Annotated in this window: 14 protein-coding genes and 1 pseudogene; 11 read left to right on the top strand and 4 right to left on the bottom strand. The window is 38.4% G+C overall.

Features of this window, described 5'->3' with window-relative positions; genetic code table 11:
• Position 1 precedes the first annotated feature (1 nt).
• On the top strand, positions 2-223 hold the full coding sequence (locus tag BTO08_RS21235) for a DUF6500 family protein (RefSeq protein ID WP_105062533.1): 222 nt from the start codon (positions 2-4) through the stop codon (positions 221-223).
• A 141-nt stretch (positions 224-364) separates the two neighbouring features.
• Here BTO08_RS21235 and BTO08_RS21230 read toward each other — a convergent pair whose 3' ends face one another.
• Both BTO08_RS21230 and BTO08_RS21225 read right to left on the bottom strand, forming a co-directional pair.
• Entirely contained in the window at positions 365-1,132 is a 768-nt protein-coding gene (locus BTO08_RS21230) for a DeoR/GlpR family DNA-binding transcription regulator (protein WP_105062532.1), read from the bottom strand.
• Positions 1,133-1,158: 26 nt separating this feature from the next.
• Entirely contained in the window at positions 1,159-1,878 is a 720-nt protein-coding gene (locus BTO08_RS21225) for a glycerophosphoryl diester phosphodiesterase (protein ID WP_105062531.1), read from the bottom strand.
• 228 nt (positions 1,879-2,106) lie between these two features.
• On the opposite strand from BTO08_RS21225, the gene ugpB reads away from it, so the two are divergent.
• The 6 genes from ugpB to BTO08_RS21195 all read left to right on the top strand — a co-directional run bounded on the left by ugpB (position 2,107) and on the right by BTO08_RS21195 (position 9,452).
• Entirely contained in the window at positions 2,107-3,417 is a 1,311-nt protein-coding gene (ugpB, locus tag BTO08_RS21220) for a sn-glycerol-3-phosphate ABC transporter substrate-binding protein UgpB (protein ID WP_105062530.1), read from the top strand.
• An 80-nt stretch (positions 3,418-3,497) separates the two neighbouring features.
• Entirely contained in the window at positions 3,498-4,379 is an 882-nt protein-coding gene (gene ugpA, locus BTO08_RS21215) for a sn-glycerol-3-phosphate ABC transporter permease UgpA (RefSeq protein ID WP_045082377.1), read from the top strand.
• The gene (gene ugpE, locus BTO08_RS21210) at positions 4,379-5,227 is read left to right on the top strand and encodes a sn-glycerol-3-phosphate ABC transporter permease UgpE (protein ID WP_105062529.1); all 849 of its coding nucleotides are present in this window, start codon (positions 4,379-4,381) and stop codon (positions 5,225-5,227) included. The genes ugpA and ugpE overlap by 1 nt, the downstream gene beginning before the upstream one ends.
• Positions 5,228-6,343 (top strand): sn-glycerol-3-phosphate import ATP-binding protein UgpC, encoded by a 1,116-nt coding sequence (locus BTO08_RS21205; RefSeq protein ID WP_105062528.1) that lies wholly within the window; start codon positions 5,228-5,230, stop codon positions 6,341-6,343. It abuts the gene before it with no gap.
• Positions 6,336-7,148 carry an HAD-IIB family hydrolase gene (locus BTO08_RS21200; protein WP_105062527.1) on the top strand — a complete coding sequence of 271 codons (813 nt, stop codon included), beginning with the start codon at positions 6,336-6,338 and terminating at the stop codon, positions 7,146-7,148. The genes BTO08_RS21205 and BTO08_RS21200 overlap by 8 nt, the downstream gene beginning before the upstream one ends.
• A gap of 321 nt (positions 7,149-7,469) precedes the next feature.
• Positions 7,470-9,452, top strand: coding sequence for a carboxylesterase family protein (locus BTO08_RS21195; RefSeq protein ID WP_105062526.1), 1,983 nt, complete (start codon positions 7,470-7,472; stop codon positions 9,450-9,452).
• A 240-nt stretch (positions 9,453-9,692) separates the two neighbouring features.
• Here the strand turns inward: BTO08_RS21195 and BTO08_RS21190 are convergent, their stop codons facing one another.
• Positions 9,693-13,832: a DUF3859 domain-containing protein gene (locus BTO08_RS21190; RefSeq protein ID WP_105062713.1), complete on the bottom strand. Its 4,140-nt coding sequence runs from the start codon at positions 13,830-13,832 to the stop codon at positions 9,693-9,695.
• 103 nt (positions 13,833-13,935) lie between these two features.
• Between BTO08_RS21190 and BTO08_RS22465 the strand changes: the two are divergent.
• The 4 genes and pseudogenes from BTO08_RS22465 to BTO08_RS21175 all read left to right on the top strand — a co-directional run.
• A pseudogene (locus BTO08_RS22465) lies at positions 13,936-14,094 on the top strand (IS630 family transposase); the annotation flags it as partial.
• Positions 14,095-14,255: 161 nt separating this feature from the next.
• Positions 14,256-14,681, top strand: a complete 426-nt coding sequence (locus BTO08_RS21185) for a GNAT family N-acetyltransferase (RefSeq protein ID WP_105062525.1) — start codon at positions 14,256-14,258, stop codon at positions 14,679-14,681.
• A 74-nt stretch (positions 14,682-14,755) separates the two neighbouring features.
• On the top strand, positions 14,756-15,298 hold the full coding sequence (locus BTO08_RS21180) for a DinB family protein (protein ID WP_105062524.1): 543 nt from the start codon (positions 14,756-14,758) through the stop codon (positions 15,296-15,298).
• Positions 15,299-15,389: 91 nt separating this feature from the next.
• Positions 15,390-15,815, top strand: coding sequence for a lysozyme inhibitor LprI family protein (locus BTO08_RS21175; protein ID WP_005364422.1), 426 nt, complete (start codon positions 15,390-15,392; stop codon positions 15,813-15,815).
• Between the two features lie 161 nt (positions 15,816-15,976).
• Here BTO08_RS21175 and ppsR read toward each other — a convergent pair whose 3' ends face one another.
• Positions 15,977-16,810, bottom strand: coding sequence for a posphoenolpyruvate synthetase regulatory kinase/phosphorylase PpsR (ppsR, locus tag BTO08_RS21170; protein WP_105062523.1), 834 nt, complete (start codon positions 16,808-16,810; stop codon positions 15,977-15,979).
• Between the last annotated feature and the right edge of the window lie 64 nt (positions 16,811-16,874).

Raw genomic sequence — 16,874 nt, 5'->3', positions numbered from 1 at the left:
AATGAGAACAACCCTAAGAAATAAAATTATCGATGTGTGCGATAAGAAAATAGCCAGTAAAGGTGAAAATGTAGGCGTGTCATTTTACGCTTTTTTCAAAAACAAAAATGACGATCCTGACTTGTTAATGGAAGCTGCTAAATGGTGGATTGAAACGCATCAGCTCGATCATTTTGAAAAAGCATCTAAAATTAGAGATTTAGTCAAGAAGGGAAATAATTAATATCACCGCTGTTTCTTTTATTACTAAAAGAGGCAATGTTTATATTAAGTGATAAAAAAGCAAAGCATTTCTAATGATAACGGTAGTTGGCAAATATTGAAATTAAACCAACCCGTTGTTAAATGATGTTTAGAAACGTCATTATGATAGTTGGTTCTCTTTGGTACTGTTAGTGAATACACGATCAAACTGGCAAAGAGGAGCAACTTTTGTACTGGCTTTACGTTGCCATTTCGTATGATTTGCGACTAACCAAGTTTGTTGTGAATTTTCTAAAATAGCCTGACTAACTCTGCTTTCTCTTAACTCATGCTCCATCGCAACAGCTTGCTTTTTCTCTGCCGAATAGGTGGTTTGAGGTGAGGCGTAAGGTAATTCACTGATACCCGCACAGCCAATAATACCGATGTCTGCTGCAAATTGACTAAAGTAATTGAGTACCGTGTCGTCGACAATATCACCACCATTCGCTCTTATTCTGCCACTAGGTATCCAAGTTTCTATATTTTCGAACTTAGAGAGTGTATGCGCAGCTTGAAAGTTATTCGTCACTACACGTAATTCTTGGTGGTTAACTAATTGCTCTGCGATACATGCAATGGTGGTTCCGATACCTAAAAATAATGTACACCCATTGGGGATAGCTTTAGCGACGTTTTTCGCAATCTCTTGCTTTTCATCTTTATTAGTAATTTGTCTTGCATCGTAACTTCGATTGCTCAACGTAACAGGAAGGCCAACGCCACCATGATGACGCATAGCGATCCCTTGTTGGCAAAGTAAGTTAATGTCGCGTCTGATCGTCTGGGGCGTTATTTCAAACTGTTGCGCTAATTCTTCAATTGAGCAATATTCTTGCTTATGTATTAACGTCATTATTTGTTGTTGACGGGTACTTAAATCATCCATGAAATATGTTGCCATCCTTTATTTGATTATTTTGATGCTAGATAACGGTGTGGCGTATCGGTGATCATCATATCAACTCCCCATGTCCAGAGTTCTTCAACAAGTTCCGGTTGGTTTGGGGTGTAACAGTAAAGCTGATAACCTAAACGTTTTACTGCTTTTGCCTTTTCTTCTGTTAAATAACGATAGTCACAATGGACACTAAAAGCGTCTAGCTCGCTTAAAACATCAGCGTGATTGTTTGGGATCGTTTCCCACAATTGACCTCTTCTTACGTGAGGAAGGTGCTGCTTTATAATGAAGAGTGCTGATTGGTCAAAACTAGAGAAAAGCATCAACTCAGGTTCAATATTTAGCTTATTAATCACTTCAGCAACTTTTTCACATAGCAAATGAATACAGTCTCCTGCGTGAATTTTTAATTCTATATTTAACGCGACCTTAGCTTCACTTGTTAGCTGTAATACTTCTTCTAATGTCGGTATGGTTTCACCCTTAAAATCATCGCTAAACCAAGAGCCAGCATCTAGCTGTTTTAGTTCTATTTTTGACAAGTTTCTCACTTCTCCTTTGCCGTTACTGCAACGGTTTACTGTCTTGTCGTGTATTACCATAGGAACGTGATCAGCACTTAATTGAACGTCAATTTCAATCCACTCACAGCCATAGTTAATCGCTTCTTTCATCGCTGCAAGGGTGTTTTCAGGGGCTAAGCTAGAAAAACCACGGTGAGCTGTAATTTTCATTTTCTTTTCCATCTTCAGTTATTTTCAAATGAACTATCCATGTGTTTGATGAAAATTTTATTACAACTATCCTGAAAGTCTTAATCTTATTTACTTCATGCAACTGTAACCGAGATGTCACTTTTTGCTTCTAATGTTCACTTGAAAATAAATGAGTGGTTGGAACACAAGAAGTGAACATCCACTAAATCGTCAGCTTTTGTTAAAAATGGTTTCCAAGGAATAAAAATGGCTTTTAAACATATTGCAGGACTTGCCGTTACAGCGGCGCTAATGAGTACACAAGTGCAAGCAAAGACCGAAATTGAATGGTGGCATGCTATGGGTGGGGCATTAGGTAAAAAGGTAAATGAAATTGCCGACAACTTTAATGCCAGCCAATCTGAATACGAGATTAAACCTGTTTATAAAGGTACTTATGCCGAAACGATGACAGGTGCAATTGCTGCATTTAGAGCGAAAGAGCAGCCTGCTATTGTACAAGTTTTCGAAGTAGGCACTGCCACTATGATGGGAGCTAAGAAAGCGGTTTATCCTGTATATGAATTAATGGCTGATACCAAAGAACCTTTTAACAAAAACGATTATTTATCAGCTGTAACAGGTTATTACACTACTAACGATGGCAAAATGTTATCGTTGCCATTTAACAGTTCAACCCCAGTGCTTTATTACAACAAAGAAATGTTTGCTAAAGCGGGGATTACCACTCCACCCAAAACATGGAAACAAGTAGAAGAAGATTCTCGTAAGCTGATTGCTTCAGGTGCTAAATGTGGCTTTAGTACAACATGGCAGTCATGGACGCAAATCGAAAACTTCGGTGCAAGAAACAATGTTGCTATGGCAACCAACAACAATGGCTTTGATGGTGTAGATACTAAATTTACCTTTAATAATGCGCCTTTCGTTAAACATATTGAACAGATGGGTAAGTGGGCTAAAGAAGGTCTGTTCAAATATGGTGGACGTCAGTCTGATGGTATGCCGCTTTTCTATACGGGTGAATGTGCGATGACCATGGGCTCATCTGCGGGTCTGGCTGGCATTCAAGAGAATATGAAAGGGGTAGATGTCGGTGTTGCACAGTTACCTTATGATGATGAATTAGTGAAAAAACCACAAAACACCATTATTGGTGGTGCATCGTTATGGGTACTTCGTGGACACTCAAAAGAAGAATACAAAGGTGTTGCTAAGTTCTTTACCTACCTTTCAAGCCCTGCGGTTCAAGCTGATTGGCACCAATTCTCTGGTTACTTACCAATCACAGAAAAAGCGTACGAACTCACCCAAAAGCAAGGCTTTTACAAAACTCACCCGGGGACAGATGTTGCTGTTAAGCAGATGACATCAACAACACCTACGGTTAATTCAAAAGGCTTACGCTTCGGTAACTTCTTACAAACGCGCGACATTATTAATGAAGAACTTGAAGCCGTATGGGCGGGTAAAATTTCGGCAAAAGAAGCATTAGATAATGCGAAAAGCCGAGGTGATGCGCAGCTTCGTCGCTTTGAAAGAACTCAAAAATCATAATTTAAATATTTGATTAAGATTCATCCCCCGCTAATTTTGGCGGGGGATATACACCTTGCCTGTATTATTTTGGTATTTGTATGTCATCCCCTGTTGTATTTAAAAACAAATGGCTTCCGTTTTTCCTTATTGCGCCACAACTTCTGATCACGTTTGTGTTCTTTATTTGGCCAGCAGGACAAGCTATTTATCAATCATCTCTACTTGAAGATGCTTTTGGTATGAGCCAAGAATTTGTTGGTCTCGAAAACTTCATGAACCTGTTTCATGATCCTAATTATTTAGATGCTTTTTTTACGACGCTCCAGTTCAGTATTAGTGTTGCCGTATTAGCATTAGTTTGTGCATTAATATTATCGGCATTAGCCGAGCAAATTATCCGTGGTTCATTAGCCTATCGAACATTTTTAATCTGGCCTTACGCTGTAGCACCGGCTGTTGCTGGTTCATTGTGGCTATTTTTATTTGATCCAACGATTGGTGTGTTTACCGATATGCTGCATTTCTTGGGCGTAGATTGGAATCCTAAACTCAATGGCAGCCATGCGATGTGGATGGTGATCATTACTTCGACTTGGAAGCAAATCAGTTATAACTTTCTGTTCTTCCTAGCGGCATTGCAATCTGTTCCTAAATCATTACACGAAGCCGCAGCCATCGATGGCAGTGGCCCGATTAAGCGTTTCTTAACGATCAGTTTCCCACTGATCTCCCCAACGAGCTTTTTCCTATTAGTCGTGAACTTTGTGTACGCCTTTTTTGATACCTTCGCGATTATTCATGCGATGACACAAGGCGGGCCAAGTAATAGCACCTCGACCTTGGTTTACAAGGTATTTAATGATGGCTTCATCGGATTAGATTTAGGTGGCTCTGCGGCTCAGTCAGTGATCCTAATGATATTGGTTGCTTTATTAACGGTTATTCAATTTAAGTATGTTGAAAAGAAGGTAGCGTACTAATGGTAGAAAGAAGACCTCTTTTTAATTTTTGTTGTCATCTATTGTTGATACTTGGCGTGATTTCTATCGCGTTACCAGTATGGTTAGCAGTTGTGGCAACGACACACGAGAATCATGATTTCGCGACTAGTACTCCGTTATGGTTTGGTGATCTTGGACTTAGTGTTTTTAAAGATTTACTGAGTGGACATACGGCTTTTAGTGATAAGTCTTTATCCATAAATGGGCTATTACTTAACTCGTTTATTATGGCGCTGTGTATCACTGTGGGTAAATTAACAATCTCTATTATGTCTGCTTATGCGGTGGTTTTCTTCCGTTTTCGCGGCAGGATGATTGCTTTTTGGTTGATCTTTTTCACCCTGATGTTGCCTGTTGAAGTGCGTATTATGCCGACTTTTGAGGTGATCAGTAATTTGGGGATGTTGAATTCATTTTCAGGCTTAACCATTCCATTGATTGCCAGTGCAACAGCCACGTTCCTATTCAGGCAGTTCTTTTTAACGATTCCCAATGAACTCGTTGAAGCCGCACGGATTGATGGTGCAGGTCCAATAAAATTCTTTTTCGATATTTTATTACCATTATCACGCACCAATATCGCAGCCTTATTTGTGATCACTTTCATCTACGGTTGGAACCAATATTTATGGCCGTTATTGATCACGACGGATACCCATTATTTCACTATCGTCATGGCGATCAAGCAAATGACAGGAGTGGTTGATGGTGTCATTGAATGGAACAAAATTATGGCAACCACGATTATCGCAATGCTACCACCAGTCATTGTCGTTATAGCAATGCAAAAAGCCTTTGTTAAAGGCCTAGTTGATTCGGAGAAATAAATGTCTACTTTAACGCTTAATAAAATTGCGAAATCTTACCCTAATGGTTTTAAAGCAATTCATGAACTGAACCTTGATATTTCAGACGGTGAAATGGTGGTATTAGTTGGTCCAAGTGGTTGTGGTAAATCAACATTACTTCGAATGATTGCAGGGCTTGAAGATATATCATCAGGTGATTTAAGCATAGATACGACACGGGTCAACGATCTCGAACCGGGTGAGCGTGATATTGCGATGGTTTTTCAAAACTATGCCTTATATCCCCATATGACGGTATTTAATAACATGGCTTATGGTTTACGTAACCGTAAAACGCCAAAACACGAGATTGAACGATTAGTCAATGAAGCGGCGACTATGTTAGAGCTTGACCATTTATTGGATCGCAAACCTAATCAATTATCGGGTGGTCAACGTCAGCGTGTTGCTATGGGTCGGGCTATTGTAAGGCACCCTAAAGTGTTCCTTTTTGATGAGCCATTATCAAATCTCGACGCTAAGTTACGTGTTCAAATGCGCCTTGAAATCAAAAAGCTACAACGTCGTCTTGGTACGACATCAGTATACGTTACGCATGATCAGGTAGAAGCAATGACACTGGCTGATAAGTTAGTGGTGTTGAACAAAGGTAACGTCGAGCAAGTGGGGACACCAATAGAAATTTATGACAACCCAGCATCTTTATTTGTTGCGACATTTATTGGCTCTCCTTCTATGAACATTCTTGATGCGAATATGACGTCTCAAGGTATTGAGCTAAATGGACGTGTAAAATCACTATCAGCAAAACCTGTAGAACAAAAGAAAGTGAAGCTTGGGCTGCGTCCGGAACATCTACAAATCGATAATGAGCAGCCTTGGTTTAACGTTGAAGTAGAGTTTATTGAAGCATTAGGAGCTGACTTATTGCTTTACTGCCAGACACAAGAGGCGCAATCACAGCAGCTCGTTTTAAGAGTAGAAGGGCACAGCCCAATAAAAATGGGCGATAGCTTGGGAGTAAATATCAAACCTGAAAATATCCATTTATTTGATTGTGACACTTCAAAACGTATACCTTATGATCACTTCAAACAAAATGAAGAAGTGATTCTTGGAGTGGTGAATGGTTGAGTCATTGGACAAAGTAGATGTTCATCAGTTGAATAAGCTGAAATGGTTACTGACAGATGTCGATGATACGTTAACTTGGGAAGGTAAATTACCACCAGAAACGTTACAGGCATTAAGTAAGCTTGAAGCCGTTGGTGTTAACGTTATTGCTGTTACGGGCGCATGTGCAGGCTGGTGCGATCAAATGGCAAAGTTATGGCCTTTACATGGTGTTATTGGCGAAAATGGCGCGTTTTGGATGCGTAAAGATCAGCAAGGTTTTACGACACACTATATTCGTAACGCTGAGATGATGAAAAGAGAGCAACAAGTACTGAGCCATGCTATTGAGAGTTTGTTACTGGATTATCCAGATGTAAGTTTGAGCCTTGATCAGCCTTTTCGATTTTGTGATGTTGCTGTCAATATTGCACAAGATAGAGTGCCGTTACCTTCGGATGTAACAAAAACCATTCTTGAAGAAATAAAGCATCTTGATATTGAAGGGCAGAGAGTTCATGCAACACAAAGCTCAATTCATATTAATGCTTGGGTCGGTAATCATAGTAAACAGCAAACGAGTGAAGCTTACTTAAAGCAATTTTCACCACATGAAAAACTTGATTTAACTGAAGTCAGTTATGTCGGCGATTCTTTAAATGATGAAGGTATGTTTGCATGGCTGCCATTAACATTTGGTGTTAATAATATCCGCGCATTATTACCAAAGTTAATTCATCACCCCAAATTTATTACGGCAGAAAATGGGGGGTATGGATTTGCCGAATTAGCGGAAAAGATAGTTAAGGCAAAACAAACCAATTAATTTAAAAAGCACTCAATTGAGTGCTTTTTTACATTCAATAAGGCAGAAAATCGTCATTATTAGACTAAACTTATGCTATTCAATAAGTTAAAAAACAACGGAAAAGGTTTAAATATTTACAAGGCTAAAAAACAGTCTTGTAATATGAGTAATGATTAACATCAGGTGCACGTCTATATGTGCAGTGTGTTATAGATCGCAATAATTAAAAAGAAACACACTAACTTTGCATATCATCTAAAAATTTGTTTTGAATACATTAACTTCTAGTATTTATTGATATCGATAACCTCATTACAGGGTATTCATAGGAAGTTACACATGCGAAAAAAAATTATTTTATTGATTTTACTGCCCTTACTTTCAAGTTGTGTGGCGGCTCAAGTGCTGCAACCTATGTCTCTACAGCAAAGACTTGGAAGTAAACTAATTCCATTAAACCTCATCACAGCGAATCAACAATGTGTTGTTATTAAAAATGGGGCTTTTGACCATTCATTAACTACAGAACCCTGTATACCGACATTAAAGCCTCAATGGATACCCACCGAACAAGATAATAAACTATCACTCCAATATATGGGTAAAGATAACGAGTTAAGCTGCTTAGTCGAAAAAAACAATAACCTTAGCGTCGGTAGTTGTGATGACAAAAATATTATTTTACTAGAAGAAGATGCAACTGATAAAAATCATTATAAATTGCGTACTGAAGATAATCAGTGTTTAACTCTCTCTAATCAAAATGAGTTGTTCCTCGCTTCATGTAACCTCAATTTAGCTAAGATGAAGTTTCAGATTTCTCCCAATCGAGTCAAGGTTACTGGTGGTGAAATTGCTGGGCTTCAATTTGGTAATACAGCGCGCTTTATGGGGATCCCTTATGCACAAGCGCCCAAAAATAAGTTACGCTTCATGCCACCTCAACCACTTGAAAATGACAGCTGGCAAGGCGCTTTGTTAGCGTATCAACCTTCCTTTATGTGTCCTCAGAAAAACTTTAGTGGCGACTATTTTGGCAATGAGGATTGTTTGTATTTAAATGTTTGGACTTCACAAGATGCCGTAATGTCAAATCAATCTAAACCAGTTATGGTTTGGATCCATGGTGGTGCATTAGCGATAGGGGGTAGTTACTACGGACTTCCTGGACACACTAAAAATTATAATGGGAAGAAACTATCTGAGCTGGGTGATGTTGTTATTGTTTCAATTAATTACCGTTTAGGGACACTAGGTTTACTCGGTAATAAAGGAAAGTTTAAAGGTAATAATTCTTTAAGAGATCAAATAGCGGCATTGCAGTGGGTACATAACAATATCAGCAAGTTTGGTGGCGACCCCAATAATGTGACCCTTTTTGGTGAGTCAGCAGGTGCTTGGTCGATTTGCAGTATTCTCGCGGCCCCAAGTGCAGACAAACTTTTTCAAAAAGCGATTATGGAAAGCGGTGCTTGTACTTCTAGAACCATTGAAGACAATAACGTAGCCAATGAATGGCTGATCAAAAAACTAAACTGTTGGCACAATGGTAACACCGCAAAACAAGAGCAATGTCTCTTAAATTATTCGCCTCAAGAGTTAACTCAAGCTTGGGTGCTTACTCAGCCCAAATCAGCAGAGATTGCAAATGCATTTGTAATTGCACCTTATGTGGACGGGGATATACTTCCACAACCACCGTTAGAGTTATTTAAAGAAGGAAAAATAAATAAACCTTTAATCAACGGAGTTAACAAAAAAGAGCTCGCCAACTTTTCTTGGATATTATCATTAATGGGTGTTATTGATTTTAATAATTCAAAACTTCTTGAATCACTCGTTGATAACCCACAAGCCAAAGCCTATGTTGCACCAGCTTTAGAGTATTATAAAAAGCACAATAAAGGTGAAGGCGATCTTATCGACGATATATTATTTAAATGTATCAACTGGCAATTGTCCAATAGCATGGCAACCCATAACAAGGTTAACTATTCATACCTTTTTGATATGCCGTTTCTTTTTGATTTCAATATCCACACTGAAGAACTCCCATATATTTTTCAGCAAAAAAATAATGCTGTTGCTCGTGAGCTAGGTTTGTACTGGACTCACTTCGCTCATACTGGAACTCCTAATTTTGATACGTACAATCTATGGTCGAAGCAGAAAAAAGAGCAATTAACGCGACTCGTGATTGATAAAAATACAAAAGTATTTCCATGGAAAGAAGAAGAGAGGTGTAAGTTATTACAAAAATTTGTACCTTGGACAGTTATAGGTAGAAATGCAGGGTGGCTACCAACAACAATTAAAAAGTAATAAGTCTTAGATCTGTTTAAGTCATAAAGTGGAAAAATCTATACCTTTTTTATTCAAAAATAATAGGGTGGCTATCGTATAACTGTATTACCAGAGCTTCATCAGTTCATGACATAACTTTGACTCCCGTTACCCGCTCCATTTCTGACTGCTCTCACATCAAACAAAAAACCGCAGTGAAACACTACGGTTTTTCTTTGCATTCTATAGGTATGTATACAAATACCATTAAGGTTGGACTCAAAGTGTCGAGGGCAACCCTTTATCATTAATCGCATTGTGCGCGACTTTTGCTACCATACGTAATAATAAGCGTCTAAATAACCCTAATTTCATATGAGCCAGTACGATACAACATGGCTTTCCATCAGCACTGTAACCAACTAATGTTCTAAAACCTCCTTTATCCAAATGTAAAGCAAGCACATTATCTGCTTTGGACTCTTGAGGCTGAAATAAAGACACTGGTGATTTACGGTTCACCACTTTGTGCCACTGCTGTTTGTTGTCTAACGCAAATTTTGTTGCCGCTGCCGTGCCCAATAGCAGCTTTTTACCTTTCACACGTTTTTCAATAAACATGCGTAATTGATTAGAAGCAATGTACCAATGTTGTACCGAGGAATCATTTAAACGAAGTTCGCTAAATGCCAATTGTTTATCATCAAAATAGCTATAAACGTTGATTAAACTGTTCTCAAGTTGATGAGCAATATTCAACGTATCACAGTGTTTTTTAGCATCAACAATCGCTAACGCTTTATCACTTAAATTTAAACAACCGACTTGATGCTGTAATAAGTCACTACTTTGATATTGCTCTATCAAGGCATCAACGAGCAACGGGCGTTTAGATACAACATGAAACGTTTTTGATTCAATTATATTATCTTTTAAATCAAGTAATTCGATCTTGTATATACCAGCAACACACAAGCTCTTATGCGAAAACGTCCATCCCACATAACAGCTATAATCTAGTGTCACTTCTGAATCCCACTGCGAAACATACCCGTCATGACTTCGAATATAAGGATGATGAACACGCACTTTAAACGCTAATACTTCAGGCAATGCTTGTTCTTCATCATCACTGAAGTAGCCGACCCTCATACCAATCATCACACCGACTTCCGCTTCTACTAACAATGTTTCCTTTTGGTGTTCGAGTTGGGTAACAGCCACAAACTCATCATCAGTATCGTCGTCTAGTTCAGTTACCTCACCATCATCAACTGTCCCTACTTCTGTATAAATACCGTAATTGATTACTTCAAGCAGAGAAGAATGCAATGGTGCATATTTGCCATTGTGAATGTCAGCGACTAGATCACGGATCCGACGTGAAGCGTGATCTTTAAACGTGGTAATAAAGTGTTCAAAATTGCCTAACTTAGCGACATTGATTAATAGCTGATATAACGTTTCGATATCCAGCGTTTGTGCTTGCTCAGCAAGTAGGTCTTGATTAGGTAATAGAACTAAGCAGTTATGCCACTGCTCTTTAAGGATCAACCGTAGCAATTGCAGCGTGTTCATTCCTAATCCCAGTGCCCGTTCACAAAGCCAATATTGTTGCTCTTCATTACGCCACTGGCACAAAACATCAAACGACATATCACTGTGATGAATATAGATCTGCATGAGGTTGTCTTGCTGCACTGAAGACAAATGCCAAAACAGCTTATCAAGCTCAACACCACCATAAGGACTATTAAAGTCATCGATATAGCGTTTCTCCATCATTGACACAACAGCATCAATTTGAGCTGACGAGGCTGGTGTATCTAACAACAGATATTGGCGCACAACTTCAACATCATGTCGTTCTTGCTGATTGAATTCACGTTTGTCATGAATCGTATTTTGAATACGTTGCGTGACACGATTTATCACTAAATCCAACAGCATTTGTTCAAAATAGTTAGGGATAAGAGCCGAATTAAATTGCTTCAGCTCTGTCATGAATATTTGCTGATAACGCGGCAAAATAATGGTGAGAGCATGATGTAAACTACGTTGCTCTTCTGGTAACGATAATTCCTCTTGAAATTGCTTAAACCAAAGTTCAAACACCACTTGCATATCAGTATCGCTTGGCATCTCACCAATCAAGTTTTCTAACAAATAAGCACTTTCACCAACAGCCGTTACACCTTCTAGTTGTTCGATAAATGCAATTTTTTGGTGATGACGTTTATCAAAGTCGCTGTAGGACTCATGACCGTAACGAGGTTTAACATGAAAATAAGCCAACATCTTCAAAGTTTTCGTTGGTGCAATGTGTAACCACAACGCCACATAACGTTGAGCGAAAAGCTGAATCGATGATTGAGAAAACTGAGCAATAATTTGGGCGCAAACTAATAATTTTTGGGCTTTATCATCAAAATCACGTAAAAATTCGTAATGCGGCAACGCACGGAAAAGTGCATCTTCTTCATCGCAACGTACTTGATGCTTTTCAAACGCAGTTAAAACAAGCTCAAAATCTTGCGCATCCCCTTTTAGGTATTGCTCTACGATTTGCCAATCCTGATTTATTTGGCTGATTTCAGCTTCATCTAGCTTACTGTAATCATTGCGATAACGACGTTTTTTTGCGCACTGGAACAGACTTGTTTCTGCCGTTTGCTGATAAATAGCAGCAACAAGCTGATCATTTAAGATCTGTAATACTTTTTGAGTGAGATCATCACAAATGGTATGTTGCTGATCAAAATAAGCAATAATGGCACAAAGACCCAGTAAGGTTATCTGTTCACAGTCTTCATCACTTGCCATCTTGGCTATAAATTCAGCAACTTCTGATCTATGTTGTTGCGTCAATGCATACAAACTTTCTGCTTCATTACGTTCAATATTACTGCGATAACCTGAAAATGAATCCAGCGCGTGACTGAACATAATTCGCCAATCACCAGGATAACGAGCCATAAACGCACTGTGACTAAAGAATTCATATTCAGTGACCATATGCTCGATAAAATTAGGATCAAACTCTTTATTACCATTGCAGCGATAAAGCACATCTAATAGACGAAATAACTTAAAACGCCCCTCAGACTCATTCGCTTCACCATCATCATCAAACGTCCAATCAGCAAGTACATCATAAATAATCTTCTCTAATTCACTATCAAATGAATCAAAGCTGCCGACAAAATAATTTACTTTACCAATAAGTTGATAGTTACCTGCTCGGATCAACCCTTCAATATCACAAGGTTCAACCTGTTCCAGTATCTGCTCATTGTCACCACTAACAATAAAATCCCATATTTCTGTACCGTGATTTAATGCTCCAGTAATAAAAGCTTTCCACTGGGAAATTCCAGTTCCACGATAATAATGCTCAGTCAGATCATCATCTTCTTCGATCGTTTTAGGTGCAACAATTGAACGACCTAAATAAGTTTCTACTTCTAATTTAAGATCCGCAGCAGCATCATCGGCAGATGAATCAATAAACCATGCCTCACTCATCGTAAGAGATTGTTCATCAGTATCGTAGCAACCCGAACCGTCATCTGTGGCGACTAAAGACATGACAAAGCTACGAATAGGATCTTCATTGTAATAACGTTCATCATCAACATACTGAAGATAATCTTGTTCAGAAAAACGCTGCTTAAGTAGTTTTTTAAATACTTCAAACTCTTGTGGTTGCTGGCGGAAGGTATCTAGCAATGATTGAGGCTTAGCATCGCCGACTGCTGCTTGATGTTCATCATAAGTCGTATGTTGCAAAGCAAACATTTTGGCGCGGGCACTGTCGTTATCGCAATAGCAAAATGCTTTTAGCATATCGTGACTGTAACCATGATGGCTTGCAACAAGCGCTAATACTTCTTCACCAAAAGGCGCATGTTCAGTATCCCAATATGGAACGATGTAAGCTGCTAATAGATAAGTATATTTAGGATATTTAAGTGCTAAAGCGAGCAATGCTGATAGCCCTAGTACTTCTGTATCAGATATCCACATTTCTGCTGAATCATTTATTTGACGAGATACCTGACTTAGCACTACCGCTGTTTGTTTAAGCTCGTCTTCTAACTCAGGATACGTTAATGCTCGTAAGAAAAAAGCGGTTTCAGGCTCTATATAACAGTCTGCTAATTTATGATTTTGAGTTAATTCTGTAAGGCTGACATCACTAAATGATAAAAGAGTTTTTAAGAGGGGATCATGCAGTAATTCAGCGAAGCTGTCGTCGGTATTGTCTTCTAATTTAAAACGAACATGGCAGTGAAAATCACTAAAGGCTTGTTCTTGTTGAATGAACTGGCGGTAATCTTTTAGGCCATTTCTTAATGAATGAATATTTTTAGGGTCGTATGTAATCGTAAACGCAGCAGTTTGTGCTTGTATCGTCATGCGGCTATTTTGAATGTAATAGATTAAAGCATATGATTTTAATATACATTTAAAGGCAAACATATGCGTTGCTTACTAATCCCTGCCTTAAATCACAAATTAAACGCATGGCTGGATATTTACTGGTCAAGATTAAGTGATTGAAACTACGTGTAATCGTAGCTGATTAAACATTGTTGGTGAACTGAACCTGTCTGATATTGGGGCAACCATTATTCATGATTATAAGAGTATGAACCGTGACATCATTGTTCGTTTTTATTAGCGTTTTCTTTTGATAACCGATCACAATGAAAGCGTGTTTTTACTTGTCATTAATGATTCTAACTGATGTCGCAGAATAGCCTATAACCCAAAGCATTAAGATAATTTTCATGCTAGTTTCTTCGCGTTAATATTTTCTTATTGTCATTGGAGCAAACATTGAAAATTGAAGTGTCTGTTCAACCCTCTGAGCATCAATTACAAGTGATAAGTGATGGTATCAGCGCTTTTAATGCACCACATTTACCTAATGAAGGTGAGTTTGAATCAGGCTTACGTTTTGCGATTATGGCGCAGAATGAACAAGGTGAATATGTTGGTGGGCTGCAAGCAAGTGTGGTGTGGAGTTATTGCGTATTGGAGTTGCTTTGGTTGTCGGAAGAAACTCGTGGGCATGGTGTTGGTTCTCAACTTATCGAACAATTAGTGACGTTCGCGAAAGAAAAACAATTAACACAAATACGAACTGAGACGTTAGATTTTCAAGCAAAACCGTTTTATGAAAAGCAGGGATTTAAAGTCTATGGCGAAATTGATGATTCGCCCAAAGGGCATAAAACGTACTTTTTAGTAAAAGTGTTATAACAAAATTAAATACCAGTAGCTTAATTTGCTGACTGGTACTTTTAATAAATAAGTCATGATAAGAAGAGGCAAAAATGGATTTATCCTCAAACTTTAGAATGTTGGCAATATACAATCAGCGTATGAATAATCAGCTTTTAAATGCATGTAAACAGCTTACAGATGAACAACTGTATCAAAATACCAATGCATTTTTTCCAAGCGTAATGGCGCATTGGAATCATATTCTGTTTGGCGACTTAATTATGCTGCGACGTTTAATAGCTAATAATATCGTTGAGGTTAATTCGGAAATCCTAGAGCAGTTACCTGTAGCGAAAAGGATTAATGATACATTCGTAACAACAATGGATGAACTATCACAATTACGTACCTTAGTTGATGCTGTGTATATTGATATAACAAAGGGATTTACCGTAGCAACCTGTAATGAAATCGTGAGATATACAACAACAGATGGTCAGCTCATTGAACGCTATGTTGGTGAGTTTTGTCAGCATATTTTTAATCACCAAACGCATCATCGCGGTCAAATGACCTGTATCTTGAGTCAGTTTGGTGTTGATTTCGGTTGTACAGATTTACCCATAATTGTACCAGAAGGGGCCCGTTGCTAGATGTCTTTTCGGGAAGAGTAGATTCATAACGCTATAATTGAGCTAATCTTTTTGTTAACACATGTTGCTTATATTTAAATGAGGCGTATCGATGAAAAAGTACTGGCTAATTATATTTGTCTGTTTGTCATTCCCGTCGTTCGCAGCCAAAAAAGTATTAGATTGCGATAACCCTCGTAATACGTTGGAAATTAATGATTGTGCATCGTTAACCTTGACCTCTGCGCAAGAAGAATTATCCAAATATTTAGCTGCTAGCGTTGAGCACAATAAAAAAGATCCTGAGTTAGTGAAGGCGATAGAGAAAGCGCAAAAAGATTGGGAAGTGTATATGAAAGCGCAATGTAATGCGGTTTATACCCAATGGCGTGAGGGTACTATTCGTAATGTAATGGCATTGGATTGTAAAACTCAATTAACCAAAGAAAGAACCCATGATGTTTGGATGCACTTTTTAACTTATATGGATAGTACGCCACCTGTTTTACCTGAGCCTTCAACCTATTTTAAGAAGTGATTTTTTGATGTGTTAGATAGGGGAGGTATGTGCAAGTCACTGTTATCAATGCATAATGTGCTCAATAAAAAATCTCAGCTAACACGCTGTAATCGAATAAATAAAAGCTCTGTTTACGGCTATGTATTCAGAGCTTTATTTTTTATGTCTTTTATTAAGGACTAAAACAGGCGGCGTTTTAATCCTGTTCTTTCTAATATTCTGGTTGAGATTTCTTCAACGGACATACTGGATGTGTTGATATAAGGGATCGCCTCTCTGCGAAATAAACTCTCTACACTGAACAGCTCAGACTCACACTGGCTTTCACTGGCATAATCACTATTGGCGAGTCGGTTGTTTCGGATTTCTGTCAACCTCTCTGGATCTATAGTTAGGCCAAAAAGTTTATGTCTATGTATTTCAAATTCAGGCAGTAAACGAAGTTTGGCAAGATCTTCGGCAATAAATGGGTAGTTCACAACTCTTAAACCAAATTGCATTGCCATGTAAAGGCTGGTGGGTGTTTTCCCACTGCGTGACACGCCAAGTAATATCAAATCAGCGTCCTCTAAACCACGAAGAGAAATACCGTCATCGTGGGAAAGGGTGTATTCGATAGCCGCTATTCGATCAAAATAACCGTCTTGATCCTTACCAACACTGTGTGAGCGTTGTAGTTGTGGCTTTGGTTCTAATTGTAGATCGTCGGCAACAAAATTAACCATGGTTTGTAATACATCGTAGAACAGGGCATTGGCTGACAGTAACTGTTGTTTAATTTCAGGTACGACCATAGAGAAGAAAACCAAAGGCTTTTCTCCCGTCGCTAAAAAAGATCGTTCAAGCTCTTTAATAACTTCAGCGACCTTGTGCCCATTTTCCGTGAAAGGAAAGGTCTGTTCATTGACTTTCAATGGAAATTGCGCAAGGACAGCATGTCCAACCGTTTGACATGTTATGGCCGTTCCATCAGAAATGTAGAACACGTCACGAGTTTTAATTTTGTGATGCATAATAAGTTCAAATAAGGATTTATTTTTGAGATAAGATGTTAATAAAGTATAGAAAAGTCGTCGT

The organism is Photobacterium angustum, assembly GCF_002954615.1.
In the GTDB taxonomy this organism is placed as follows: domain Bacteria; phylum Pseudomonadota; class Gammaproteobacteria; order Enterobacterales; family Vibrionaceae; genus Photobacterium; species Photobacterium angustum_A.
This window is presented reverse-complemented; position numbering and strand designations above follow the sequence as displayed.

Coding starts and splice junctions, on each gene's coding strand:
- BTO08_RS21190 (WP_105062713.1), bottom strand. CDS start 13,832: ATGACGATACAAGCACAAACTGCTGCGTTTACGATTACATACGACCCT.
- BTO08_RS21200 (WP_105062527.1), top strand. CDS start 6,336: ATGGTTGAGTCATTGGACAAAGTAGATGTTCATCAGTTGAATAAGCTG.
- BTO08_RS21205 (WP_105062528.1), top strand. CDS start 5,228: ATGTCTACTTTAACGCTTAATAAAATTGCGAAATCTTACCCTAATGGT.
- BTO08_RS21195 (WP_105062526.1), top strand. CDS start 7,470: ATGCGAAAAAAAATTATTTTATTGATTTTACTGCCCTTACTTTCAAGT.
- BTO08_RS21180 (WP_105062524.1), top strand. CDS start 14,756: ATGGATTTATCCTCAAACTTTAGAATGTTGGCAATATACAATCAGCGT.
- BTO08_RS21235 (WP_105062533.1), top strand. CDS start 2: ATGAGAACAACCCTAAGAAATAAAATTATCGATGTGTGCGATAAGAAA.
- BTO08_RS21230 (WP_105062532.1), bottom strand. CDS start 1,132: ATGGATGATTTAAGTACCCGTCAACAACAAATAATGACGTTAATACAT.
- BTO08_RS21175 (WP_005364422.1), top strand. CDS start 15,390: ATGAAAAAGTACTGGCTAATTATATTTGTCTGTTTGTCATTCCCGTCG.
- ppsR (WP_105062523.1), bottom strand. CDS start 16,810: ATGCATCACAAAATTAAAACTCGTGACGTGTTCTACATTTCTGATGGA.
- ugpB (WP_105062530.1), top strand. CDS start 2,107: ATGGCTTTTAAACATATTGCAGGACTTGCCGTTACAGCGGCGCTAATG.
- ugpE (WP_105062529.1), top strand. CDS start 4,379: ATGGTAGAAAGAAGACCTCTTTTTAATTTTTGTTGTCATCTATTGTTG.
- BTO08_RS21225 (WP_105062531.1), bottom strand. CDS start 1,878: ATGAAAATTACAGCTCACCGTGGTTTTTCTAGCTTAGCCCCTGAAAAC.
- ugpA (WP_045082377.1), top strand. CDS start 3,498: ATGTCATCCCCTGTTGTATTTAAAAACAAATGGCTTCCGTTTTTCCTT.